The organism is Pontixanthobacter rizhaonensis (genome assembly GCF_012972675.1).
GTDB lineage: Bacteria > Pseudomonadota > Alphaproteobacteria > Sphingomonadales > Sphingomonadaceae > Pontixanthobacter > Pontixanthobacter rizhaonensis.
Genome location: NZ_JABCRE010000002.1, coordinates 1 through 12,285, shown reverse-complemented (window position 1 = coordinate 12,285; position 12,285 = coordinate 1). Strand labels below are relative to the sequence as shown.

Genomic DNA, 12,285 nt, shown 5'->3' with positions numbered 1-12,285 from the left:
TTCCCTCCCCTGTGGTAGCGCTACCAAAAAAATGTAATAGCAGCGCCTTGTTGTATGGCATTGGACTATCAAAGCGGTTTGCGCTTGGCAAGAGGCGACGGACGCGGCACAAGGACAACAACGCAATTATGTAACCAAAAGGACGCAGTACACAGCCATGCAACCCGAGAATGATAGCGATATCGCGAAGATTGTTATTGTCGGGGGCGGCACAGCCGGCTGGATGGCAGCCGCTGCATTTTCAAGATATTTCGATAATGGCAGGCGCACGATCACACTGGTCGAATCGGAGCAAATTGGCACGGTGGGGGTTGGCGAGGCGACTATCCCCCCGATCGCGAATTTTAACAAAATGCTGGATATTTCTGAAAGCGATTTCCTCCGCGCTACCAATGGTACTTTCAAATTGGGCATCGAGTTCGTCAATTGGGGCCAGCAGGGCGACAGGTATTTCCATCCCTTTGGCAGTTACGGCCAGGATTTGCACGGCATTGCGTTCCATCAACTCTATTTGCGAGAGAAAGCCCTGGCAGAATCAGGGGCAATAGCGGGCCGCGAGGCAGTGGGCGATATTGCGGGCTACTCCATGAGTTCCATGGCCGCCCGCCACAAAAAATTCGCCCGGGTAAAGCCGGGCTCCAAATCTTTGGCAGCACAAATCGGATACGCGTATCATTTTGATGCCGGACTATATGCAAAGTTCCTCAGAAAACTGGCAGAGAAACAAGGCACCATCCGCCGCGAAGGACGGATTTCAGCGGTGCATCGCGATGGCGAGACAGGTGATGTCACATCGGTTGAATTGGACAATGGCGAAAAGATCGACGGTGAGCTTTTCATTGACTGCTCTGGCTTCCGCGGGCTTCTGATCGAAGGCGCTTTAGAGACAGGTTACGACAATTGGAGCCATTGGCTGCCGGTTGACCGCGCCATCGCCCTCCCCTGCGCGAACCCTGAAACGCTTGATCCTTACACACGTTCAACCGCACATGGCGCAGGTTGGCAATGGCGGATCCCGCTTCAACATCGCACCGGTAACGGGCATGTCTATTGCAGCAACCATATGGAGGCAGATGAAGCCGAGACAATCCTGCGTGCCAATATCGAAGGGGAGCCGCTGGCAGAGGCCCGCCATTTGCGCTTTACCACCGGTATGCGCAGCAAAGCGTGGAACCATAATGTGGTCGCGCTCGGTCTGGCGTCGGGCTTTATCGAGCCGCTCGAATCAACCAGCATTCATTTGGTGCAAAACGGTATTGCCCGTCTATTTGCCCTGTTTCCGGACAAGAAAATCAGCCCGGTCGAGCGGGATGAATATAACCGCGGAATGCACGAACTCTATGAAGATGTGCGCGATTTCGTGATCCTGCATTATAAGGCAACCCAGCGCGATGACACAGAGTTCTGGCGCTATGTGCGGGACATGGATGTGCCGGACACCCTGGCAAAGAAAATGGAATTATGGAGACTGCATGGGCGCGTGTTCCGCGAAAATGCAGAGCTGTTCACGATGCCAAGCTGGATCGCTGTGATGCTCGGACAGAATATCTGGCCCGAAAAATATGACCCAATGGCTGACACGCTTGATGATGTGAAAGTAGCCGGTGCGCTGAAGCAGATGCGGGAAGCGTATAATAATACAGCATTGCAGATGCCGTCTCAAACCGACTTCCTGAAGCAATCGAATTCTTGGGCAGCAGCGCAGGATATGTCGGGATGACGCGAACCATGACTGGCAAGCCCATTCAATCGGTCACAATTGTCGGCGGCGGGACGGCGGGCTGGATGGCAGCAGCAGCCCTGTCGCGGTTGCTTTCAGGAATGCCGGGGCTTTCCATCAAGTTGATCGAAAGCGAAGTGATCGGAACGGTCGGCGTGGGGGAGGCAACTATTCCCCAGATCAATTCCTTCAATGCTCTACTGGGTATTGATGAGCACGAATTCGTGCGTGAAACGCACGCGACATACAAATTAGGAATTGAATTCGTTGATTGGACCCGCCTGGGCCACTCTTACGTTCACCCGTTCGGATCCTTCGGCCTCGATATGTACGGGATTGAGTTCCACCATTATTGGCATCGCGGTTTAGCTGCCGGGGATAGTTCGGAACTCAATGATTATTCGATTTCCGGCATGGCGGGGAAATTGGATAAGTTCATCCACCCGCAACATGACAATCCGAAATCTGCCTTGTCTAAACTCGGTTATGCATTTCAATTCGACGCCGGGCTATACGCCAAATATTTGCGCCGGATGGCGGAAGCGAACGGCGTCGAGCGTATTGAAGGCAAAGTCGTTCAAGTCGCGCAAGATAGCGAAACAGGCTTCGTTACGCACGTTACGCTGGACGACGAGAGCGAGGTCGGCGGCGAGCTGTTCATTGATTGCACCGGTTTCCGCTCGCTACTTCTCGGGCAAGCGCTGGAAGTCGGCTTCGAGGACTGGAGCAAGTGGCTCCCCTGCGACAGAGCGGTTGCCATCCCATGCTCGCTTGCAGGCAAGAACGAGGCACTAACGCGGTCCACCGCCCGGCCTGCGGGCTGGCAATGGCGCATTCCATTGCAGCACAGGCTGGGTAATGGTCACGTCTACTCTTCAGCCCATATGGACCAAGATGAAGCGACAGACTTGCTTGTGTCCACTTTGGATGGTGAACCAATGGCTGATCCCAACCATCTGCGTTTCACAGCGGGTTACAGGCACAAATCCTGGGATAAGAACGTTGTCGCTTTGGGTCTTTCGGCGGGCTTTCTCGAGCCGCTCGAATCGACCACCATTCATTTGGTGCAGACCGGAATCGCGCGTCTCATGACGTTTTTTCCAACAACCGATTTCAGCGAACCGGAAATCGCGCATTTCAACAAGCAGAACGTGCAAGACTACGTCGATATACGCGATTTTCTCGTGCTGCATTATAACGCTACAGAGCGCGACGATTCGGAATTCTGGAACTATTGCCGCAATCTTGAGCCGCCTGCGGGGCTGGCGGACAAGCTGGAGATGTTCCGTTCATCCGGCCGCATCATTCGCGAGCATAACGAGCTGTTCACCGAAGCGAGCTGGCTCGCTGTGATGACAGGCCAAGGGATCAAACCTGGGGGATGGAACACAGCAAACGGCGTGATTGACGATGCCGAAACGCTGAAACGCTTGGCGCATATTCGGCACGTTGTTGCCAGCACAGTGCAGCAAATGCCATCTCAAGCAGAATTTCTGGCAGCGAACGGTAGCGCAATAGCAGCGCGATAGATGGACGCATCCAGCCCGCCCCAGCCCGTTGTAGAACACGCGATCGCCTCGCAGAGCGAATTTGCCGATATACGGGCGGGCAACATACCTGTTGTGAGCCGCGGTCTAGCGCTCAACTGGCCCAGCGTACAGGCAGCGATTGATGGCGATGAGGCGTTTGCCCGCCATGTTACAAACGGTGCGAGCCGGGAGCCCATCAACGCTATTGTTGCCGGTCATGAGGAGCAGGGCCGCTTTTTCTACAACGAAACGCTGACGAAATTTAATTTTGTCAGCGGACGCGGGACATGGGCGGACTTTGTGGGCGATCTAATGCGCCTTCGCAGCGATCCGCGGCCGCCATCAATGGCTGTCCAATCTACACCGGTCGACAGTATCATTGCTGGCTTCAGCCAGCACAACAGGCTGGACATGCTCACCCATGTGGAACCGCGCATCTGGCTGGGCAACGCAATTCGTGTGGCCCCGCATTATGACGTGAAAGAGAACGTCGCCGTCTGTGTCGCGGGGCAGCGACGTTTCACTCTATTCCCGCCTGAACAAACACCCAATCTTTATCCGGGCCCGTTTGAGAAAACCCCTGCCGGCACACCTGTCAGCATGGTTGATCCGCACAATCCCGATCTTGAGAAATATCCGCGCTACTCGGAAGCATGGCCGCACGCTTTGCAGGTCACTCTGGAACCGGGTGATGCGATCTACATCCCTTATTGTTGGTGGCATGGTGTCGAATCGCTTTCACCCGTCAGTTGCCTGATCAACTATTGGTGGAATGACGCCCACCCGGCGCTCGCCGGACCGTATGATGCCCTGCTACACGCCCTCGCCGCTTTCCGGCATTTACCGCCGGAGCAGCGCAATGTTTGGCAAATGATGCTGAACCACTATGTTTTCGAGGATAATGGCGATCCGTCGGCGCATTTGCCCGATCATGCCAAGGGTATCCTCGCCCCGGCCAGTCCGGAACTGTTGGCCCAAATGCGCCAGATGCTGCGCGGAATAGTCAAATAGGTGGGGCACGAAGCGCCCTATTGACGGGGCACTAACCCGGCTGATTACTCTGCAAAAATCGACCGAGCCATTCGCCATAGGGCGGCGCGGCAGACAAAGCCGCTTGGGCTTTCGCCTCAAAGGCAGCACGCGATTTTTCGGCCGCGTCGTTGCCTTCGGCCAATGCTAGAGGCGTCAATCCGCTGCCCATTCCCAGCGCAGCCAGCAATGCTGACAATTCCTGATTGGCGAGCGGCAATTCTTCCGAAAATGGAATACGGCCGCGGCGGGATGACTGATCCAACACGCGCTTTAAATGCGCTGATTGTTTGAGCGGGCCGAACCGTTCCGCAGCCGCCGGTGCCGCATAATGCAGCCCCAACACATCGCGCACACCGGCAGCCATCAGGCCAGCGCGGCGATTATACTCGTCGCGTTCCCGCGGATCGACCACTTGGCCGGGCAGCATTTCTAGCAGCAATTCCAATTGCCTATGCGCCAAATCCAGATTGAGGAAGCCCAGCGGCTCAAATTGCGCAGCAGCATCGCCAAGCGCCGCAACATTGCCGGTCCACGGTTCGCAAACCGCGCCGGGGTTTAACGATATGCTCTCGGCAGGCGGCTGGCCCAACATGTCCATAATCTGCCCATCTGAAACGCCGTCTGGCAAAGCCAGCATCAATTGTAATGCGTCTCTGCCAGCCAATTCGTTCAGCCAGCCATGCTGGGGCAAGGAAACACGGTCTTCCAAAGACAGAACAGGCTTCACCGGTTGCGCAAATGCCAATTGGCGAATGGGTAGATATTCCTGCCAATCGTCGCGCTTAACGGGCGCAGTGCGAGACAGGAGCGCGGCGGACGGGCCAGTGCAATCGACAAAGAAATCAGCCTCTATCGTACCTGCGCCTGCAATTGTCAGCGCGGATAGCCCGCCCTGCCCGTCTGGCACTGTGTCGGAGATTTCTCCCGCGATGTGCCGGACACCCGCCGCAGCGGCCCTTTCAATAATGAGATCGCGATAGGCAGCAGGGTTCCAACGCAAGGCATAATCAACGTCGCTCAGCGGTGTCGGTGTTTCGCTGGGCAGAATTGCGAACTGTCCGCGGCCTGCCAATATTTCGGCCACTGATCCGGCGAATTGGGAGCCGGATTGCCCCTCGGTCCCGCTTCGCGATCCCCCGCCCCATTCCTGCGCAAAGCGCGTTTTCAAAGAGGCGTCATTCGATAAGCCATACGGCATCGCACCATGCTGCACAGCACCGGAGCCATCGTGGCCGCCCCATCCGATATAGCGCAGCACCAAACGATGGCAGCCGCCAGCGCGCAGCAATAGCAGCTCTTCCTGCAATCCCAGCCGGTCATGAAAGCGATTGGTAAATGGAAGCGCGGTGGGCGAACGATCAGCCAGCGCCCCATTATCAACCGGCGTGCCGATTATGATGACTTCGGCAAAAGGCAGCGCCTGTTTGATCGCCAATGCGGCCAGCGAGCCAAGCTGCCCGTCGCCTGCCACAACGATCCGTCTCAAAGGCGCGCGGGGATTGCTCATAAGGGGTCAGCCATCCGGGCCGTCTGCCGGTGCAAATATTCGGTATGGCTTGGCATCCCGGTGACAATGTCACCAATGGTCTTTTGCAACTGTGACAGCGCGCCCGCGACTTGCTGCGGCTTAGGTAAGGCGGCGCGGGGATCATGGTGCTGCGGTAAAACGCCCTGCCCAAGATACACAGCGATCCAGCTGGCATCGTAAAACAGGCCATCGGAATATTTCTCTATCCGTCCGGCATCACGCCACAATTCCATTTTGCCCGATAGGCTGTCCGGCAGCTCCATCGTCCTGACATGGTTCCAGAATTCAGAATCGTCGCGCGTTGTCGCGTTATAATGCAGGATCAGGAAATCGCGGACGCGGTCATATTCCATATCGACCAGCCGGTTGAACTCATCGCGATCGCGCGGGTCAATCTGCGGTCCATCTGGGAACAGTTCGATCAGATAGGTAATCGCCATTTGCGCAAGATAGATGGAGGTCGATTCAAGCGGCTCCAGAAATCCGCTGGCTAAGCCAACGCCGATAACATTGTGGCTCCAACTTTTTTTGCGTCTGCCCGGCCGGAAGCGCAGAACGCGCGGATCAGCCAGCTGGGTTCCCTCAGCCGCTTTCGCAATTGCGTCACACGCCTCGTCTTCCGAAATAAAACTGCTGGCAAAGACGTAGCCATTGCCAATCCGGTGTTGCAACGGAATGCGCCAGCGCCAGCCGGCGGGCATTGCAGTCGCCGTAGTATACGGCGCAATCTCATCAGATGTGTGCGCACATGGCATCGCTGCGGCACGGTCGCAGGGCAGCCAGTGAGTCCAATCCTCCCACTCTTCATCCAGCGTATCGCCAAGCAATAGTGACCGGAAGCCGGAACAATCGACGAATAGATCGCCTTCAATCCGCTCCCCCGATTCCAGTGTCAGTGCAGACACATCGCCCGTCTCCGCATCCCGTTCTACCCCGGTGACGCGCCCTTCGGTGCGGCGGACACCATTGGTCACCCCGAATTCGCGCATAAATGGCCCGAACAACGTGGCATCGAATTGGTAGGCATATCCGTATGAGGATGCGAGGCTGGTATCTTGTACCGGCGGGACAAAGCGATTTGCCTGCGCGGCCTGCACAGCCAGCGAATAATCTCCGATCGGACCGGCCATTCCCTGCCGCTGCAGCTCCAACCAATAGTGATGGAAGCCAACCCCGTTTACCTCTTCGCCAAAACTGCCGAACGGGTGAATATAGGAGGTTCCGATGCTGCCAAAATCGCGAAAATCAATGCCGAGTTTATACGTCGCATGGGTGGCCTTCATGAAAGCCGCTTCGTCTATACCCAGCCGCTCCACAAAGCCGCGAATGTGGGGAAGCGTCGCCTCACCCACACCGACGATACCGATATCTTTGCTCTCGATCAGATGGACATCAGCCAAGCCCGGTAGCAGTTTCGCCACACCCGCCGCCGTCATCCAGCCAGCCGTGCCGCCGCCAAGGACGACCACACGCAAGGGCTTGGGCTGACCGATACTCATCGCCCGCAGTCTACCCGCAATTGAGCGAAAGGTGCCATGGCAGAATGCCTTTTGGGATCATCCTTTCATATCCTCAAGCTCAAGCCCCTTGGTCTCGTGAACGATCTTCCAAACGAACAAGACAGAGATTGCAGCGCTGATTGCATAGAAACCATATGCGCCGGTCAGCCCAATCGATGCGAGCATAATCGGGAAGGTCATGGTGATCCCGAAATTCGCTGTCCATTGCGCGAACCCGCTGACCGCAAGACCCGAACCGCGGATCTGGTTGGGGAACATTTCACCCAGCATGACCCACATTACCGGCCCCCAGCTGAAATTAAAGAATGCCACATAAGCATTCGCGGCTACCAACGCGATCACACCGGCACTGTCCGAAAGAACCAACGAGCCATCAACGATTGATCCGCTTTGGAAAGCAAATGCCATCGCCGCCAAAGTGATGGCCATGCCGATCGACCCCACCAGCAACAGCGGCTTGCGGCCGATCCGGTCAATCAAAGCAATTGCCGCCAAACATGCCGCGATGGAGATTGAACCGCTCAGAATATTTATTTTAAGCGCGTCGCTCTCACTAAATCCGACAGCCTGCCAAAGCACAGCCCCGTAATAGAAAACCACGTTAATGCCGACCAATTGCTGGAACACCGCCAGCCCGATGCCCGTCCATACAATTGGGCGGATTTTCCCACTGTGACGGTCAAGCAAATCCGACAGGCGCGGCGCATGATCCGCCGCAATAGATGTTTTGATTTCGGCAACTTTGCGCTCGGCAAATCCGCTGCCAAACAAACGACCCAGAACATTCTCTGCATCCGCGTTACGTTCTTTCGCGACCAGGAAGCGCGGGCTTTCCGGAATAAAAAACAAAGCGATCAGGAAAATCGTAGCAGGGATGAGTTCCATCCAGAACATCCAGCGCCATGCTTCAAACCCCATCCACAGTGCATTGGTGGATGCGCCAGCAAACTCTGCAAGAAGATAATTGGAAAGGAACGCAGCGGTCAGACCGATAATAATCATGATCTGTTGCAAGCTCGACAAACGTCCGCGCAAATGGGCGGGCGTTACTTCGCTGATGTACACAGGGGCCAAAACACTGGCCGCACCGACTGCCAAACCGCCAATAATCCGGTAAACGACAAATTCGGCGGATGAACCGGCAATGCCAGAACCATAGGCGCTGACAATAAAGAACAAAGCCGCCAATAATAGGGTGCGCTTCCGGCCGAGTATGTCCGCCAAACGCCCTGCTACAAACGCACCGACGGCACAGCCAAGCAACATTGAGGCCACGTTAAAGCCGGTTCCGACATCATCCGAATCGAAAGCGATGCGAAGACCATCAACGGTGCCATTGATCACCCCGCTATCAAATCCGAACAGAAACCCGCCCAGCGTGGCTACCGCGACGATCGCGGTGATCAGCGCCATGTTTGCACTTTGTTGTTGGTCCATCTTGCCCTCCCTAATGCGCCGAGAATGGTCGTACGCAACCCTTATGGTAGCGCTACCTATCTGCAAGTCTTATGCATTGGCAAGCGATATCGAGAATGATCCGGCAATGGCGTATTATCCCACTCTACTTTTTCAGGAGAGCAGGTGAGCAAAAGTACACGGACGGGCCATTTGGTAATACCAGAATTACGGCGCTAAGACATTCGCGCAAAGTTGGCCACACCGCGAACAGACTGGCGTGAGGCCGGTGAAGAAATTGGCTGTTTGCTAGCAAGGGTCTCGATCAGCGCGGCTACGCTAGACAGGCTCTCTTTATCGATGCGATAGAAAACAAGTTTCGCATCTTTGCGTGTTTGCACGATGCCAGGCAGATCGCGACACCGGCAGATTGGCGCTCCGGTTCCGACGTCATCATCCCGCCGTCAATTTCGGATGAGGAAGCCAAGCCGCTATTCCCGCAAGGTTGGACTACCTTACGCCCGTACCTGCGCACAACGCGGGTTGATTGAATTAAATGGATGGCGGTTCTCGGCATCATTTTGCAGGTTGCATGTGATCTGCCAACTGTTGCGATAAACACCATCGCAAGCCTGAAATTTCAGAGTTAAAGAGAATTATGTTTGAACAGTTCGACGCCTTGCTGCTCGCTCGTATCCAGTTTGCCTTTACGGTCAGCTTCCATTTCATCTTCCCGTCGTTTTCGATCGGGCTCGCAAGCTATCTGATGGTCCTTGAAGGCCTATGGCTGAAAACGGGCAAACAACTCTATCTCGATCTGTTCAAATATTGGATCAAGATATTCGCTGTTGCATTCGCAATGGGCGTCGTTTCGGGCATTGTGATGAGCTATCAGTTCGGCACGAATTGGTCTGTCTTTTCGGACAAGGCTGGTCCGGTCATCGGGCCGCTGATGGCATATGAAGTGCTAACAGCCTTCTTCTTGGAAGCAGGCTTTCTAGGCGTAATGCTGTTCGGCATGAACAAGGTTGGCAAAAAGCTGCATTTTGCCGCAACCTGCATGGTGGCCTTGGGCACTTTTATCTCTGCCTTCTGGATCTTGTCGGTAAACAGCTGGATGCAAACGCCGGTGGGCCATGTGATGGGTGCGAACGGCCAATTCCTGCCGGGCGATAGCTGGTTCGACATCGTCTTCAATCCAAGCTTCCCATACCGGCTCGTACACACTCTCATGGCGACCTATCTCACCACCGCATTCGTCGTTGGCGGCGTTGGCGCATGGCACCTACTGAAAGATCGCAGCAACGCCCATGCACGCAAGATGTTCTCTATGGCGATGTGGATGGCGGTTATCGTTGCTCCCCTGCAAATTTTTGCCGGAGACATGCACGGCCTCAACACTCTCGAACATCAGCCACAAAAAGTGATGGCGATGGAAGGGCATTATGACAGCCATCCGAATGGCGCTCCGCTAATCTTGTTTGGCATTCCCAATAGTGAGGAAAAGCGGGTCGATTATGCTATCGAAATTCCCAAAGCATCGTCGCTGATTTTGAAGCATGATCCGAACGCGCCACTGGCAGGGTTGGACACAATTCCGGATGATGAAGAACCGCCCGTCGGCATCGTGTTCTGGTCTTTCCGAATTATGGTCGGGATCGGGTTTGCAATGCTTGGCGTCGGACTTTGGAGCTTGCTCGCACGGTTCCGCAAGCGGTTGTATGAATGGCCGGGGTTGCACCGCGCTGCGCTCGTCATGGCCCCCTCAGGCTTTGTTGCCGTGATCGCCGGTTGGATCACAACAGAGGCCGGAAGACAGCCCTATGTGATTTATGGCCTCTTGCGAACGGCGGACGCTGCCAGCCCTCTTGATGCCCCCGCAGTCGGAGCATCACTGCTCGCCTTTGTTCTTGTCTACTTCGCCGTCTTTGGCGCCGGAATACTGTATATCTTGCGCCTTATGGGCAAGTCGCCGCAAACAGGCGAACCGGGCGCACAACACGGTGACACCGGTCCGATCAGGACCGCAGGTATCACCCCCGGCCCGACACAAAATCTCGGGCGCGCGGAAGCGCTTCCGACCGATAAGGAGGATGTGTAATGGACCTCACAGTCATCTGGGCCTTTATTATCGCCTTCGCTGTTTTTGCCTATGTGGTTATGGACGGTTTTGATCTTGGCATTGGAATATTGTTTCCGGCTTTTCAGGTTGGTTCGGAACGAGATCGAGCGATGAATTCCATTGCCCCTGTTTGGGATGGAAACGAAACTTGGCTTGTCCTTGGCGGCGGCGGGCTGATGGCGGCTTTCCCGTTAGCATATGCGGTAATTCTACCTGCCACCTACCCTCTGATAATTGCCATGCTTCTTGGCCTGGTATTTCGCGGCGTTGCGTTCGAATATAGATGGCGCGATCCAAACCATCGCCGGTTCTGGGATGCGGCATTTACCGGCGGCTCTTTGGTCGCCGCAATGGCACAAGGCATGACCTTGGGGGCGCTGCTCCAAGGTATCGAAGTGGTTGACCGCGCCTATGCGGGCAGCTGGTTCGATTGGCTGACGCCGTACACTCTGCTCACCGGCTTAGGCACGGTAGCTGGCTACGCACTTCTTGGGGCAACGTGGTTGGTCTGGAAGCTAGACGGAACGGGACAGGCGAAAGCTAGGCAGTTGGGCAAGATATCGGCTCTGGCGACGATCCTGCTGATGGGTGCCGTCAGCCTGTATAATCTGGTGCTCAACGCGGAATATGCCGAAAGATGGATGACGGCACCTGAGATATACTTCGCAGCCCCCGTCCCGATCCTGACAGCAATCGTTGCAGTCGCTTTGATCCGTTCGCTCAAGGCTGAGCGCCACAGCAAGCCATTTTGGCTGTCATTGGCGCTGTTCTTCTTTGGTATGGCTGGGTTGGGCGTAACGATGTGGCCTTATGTTGTCCCTCCCGGCGTAACCATCTGGGATGCTGCCGCGCCGGAGAAGAGCCAGATATTTATGCTAATAGGCGTAGCCATCACCCTGCCGCTTATCTTGGCTTACACGGCGTGGGCCTACTGGGTGTTTCGCGGTAAGGTAGGTGATGAGGGGTACCATTGATGCCGGTGCCTGACGAACCGACCTCTCCGCTCTGGAAACGCCTCTTATGGATGGCGGCAATTTGGGGGATGAGCGTGACGGTGCTTGGCGCAGTGGCTTGGGTCATCCGAACATGGCTTACAGAGTGATCGCAATGTCCGGATGAACCGAAAGCATGCAATTACGTAGGCTGAATGCACCGGCGGAATGAACGCCATCGCAAGGCTTGACCAAAAACCGCAAAAATATCCCGGCTGTCTACAGATATTCCGGGATATATCGAGATAATCCCGGCGCAAGAAAGGTGCTACCTTTCCGAATCAAAAGGCTACGATACCTATTTGCTACCTGCGCGTTCGACACTCGCGGCTCGGTCTCGATAAGTGATTGAAAAGGTGGTGAGCCCTGCTGGGTTTTCGATGATGTGACCGTGGGACAGAGCTTTGAGGCACGCTTGCTTCGCTTGTGGGGAGCGTTGATTGAAGC

At 55.5% G+C, this 12,285-nt stretch carries 10 protein-coding genes; 7 read left to right on the top strand and 3 right to left on the bottom strand.

All coding sequences use genetic code 11. The features are described from left to right. Positions 1–157: 157 nt before the first annotated feature. From HKD42_RS00090 to HKD42_RS00080, 3 genes are read left to right on the top strand one after another with little or no spacing between them, the layout of a single operon-like run. Positions 158–1,720, top strand: a complete 1,563-nt coding sequence (locus tag HKD42_RS00090; RefSeq protein ID WP_170009174.1) for a tryptophan halogenase family protein — start codon at positions 158–160, stop codon at positions 1,718–1,720. A gap of 8 nt (positions 1,721–1,728) precedes the next feature. Continuing rightward, entirely contained in the window at positions 1,729–3,249 is a 1,521-nt protein-coding gene (locus tag HKD42_RS00085) for a tryptophan halogenase family protein (RefSeq protein WP_170009172.1), read from the top strand. Further along, the gene (locus tag HKD42_RS00080) at positions 3,250–4,260 is read left to right on the top strand and encodes a cupin-like domain-containing protein (RefSeq protein ID WP_170009170.1); all 1,011 of its coding nucleotides are present in this window, start codon (positions 3,250–3,252) and stop codon (positions 4,258–4,260) included. It abuts the gene before it with no gap. A gap of 31 nt (positions 4,261–4,291) precedes the next feature. Here the strand turns inward: HKD42_RS00080 and HKD42_RS00075 are convergent, their stop codons facing one another. Genes HKD42_RS00075 through HKD42_RS00065 form a run of 3 tightly spaced genes read right to left on the bottom strand, consistent with a single transcriptional unit; the run spans position 4,292 to position 8,766 of the window. Then, complete coding sequence (locus HKD42_RS00075) at positions 4,292–5,788, bottom strand: tryptophan 7-halogenase (protein ID WP_170009168.1); 1,497 nt, start codon at positions 5,786–5,788, stop codon at positions 4,292–4,294. Next, a complete protein-coding gene (locus tag HKD42_RS00070; protein ID WP_170009166.1) occupies positions 5,785–7,308 on the bottom strand; it encodes a tryptophan halogenase family protein in 1,524 nt (507 codons plus the stop codon). Before HKD42_RS00070 ends, HKD42_RS00075 begins: the two co-directional genes overlap by 4 nt. Before the next feature lie 57 nt (positions 7,309–7,365). After that, entirely contained in the window at positions 7,366–8,766 is a 1,401-nt protein-coding gene (locus HKD42_RS00065) for a sugar porter family MFS transporter (RefSeq protein WP_170009164.1), read from the bottom strand. Positions 8,767–9,119: 353 nt separating this feature from the next. Here HKD42_RS00065 and HKD42_RS13230 point away from each other — a divergent pair, with 353 nt between their 5' ends. From HKD42_RS13230 to HKD42_RS00045, 4 genes are all read left to right on the top strand, one after another. Further along, positions 9,120–9,275 carry a thioredoxin domain-containing protein gene (locus tag HKD42_RS13230; RefSeq protein WP_425500355.1) on the top strand — a complete coding sequence of 52 codons (156 nt, stop codon included), beginning with the start codon at positions 9,120–9,122 and terminating at the stop codon, positions 9,273–9,275. Positions 9,276–9,382: 107 nt separating this feature from the next. Next, on the top strand, positions 9,383–10,825 hold the full coding sequence (locus tag HKD42_RS00055; RefSeq protein ID WP_170009162.1) for a cytochrome ubiquinol oxidase subunit I: 1,443 nt from the start codon (positions 9,383–9,385) through the stop codon (positions 10,823–10,825). Beyond that, complete coding sequence (cydB, locus tag HKD42_RS00050) at positions 10,825–11,820, top strand: cytochrome d ubiquinol oxidase subunit II (RefSeq protein ID WP_170009160.1); 996 nt, start codon at positions 10,825–10,827, stop codon at positions 11,818–11,820. Before HKD42_RS00055 ends, cydB begins: the two co-directional genes overlap by 1 nt. Further along, complete coding sequence (locus HKD42_RS00045; RefSeq protein ID WP_170009158.1) at positions 11,820–11,948, top strand: DUF2474 domain-containing protein; 129 nt, start codon at positions 11,820–11,822, stop codon at positions 11,946–11,948. Before cydB ends, HKD42_RS00045 begins: the two co-directional genes overlap by 1 nt. The last annotated feature ends 337 nt before the right edge of the window (positions 11,949–12,285 follow it).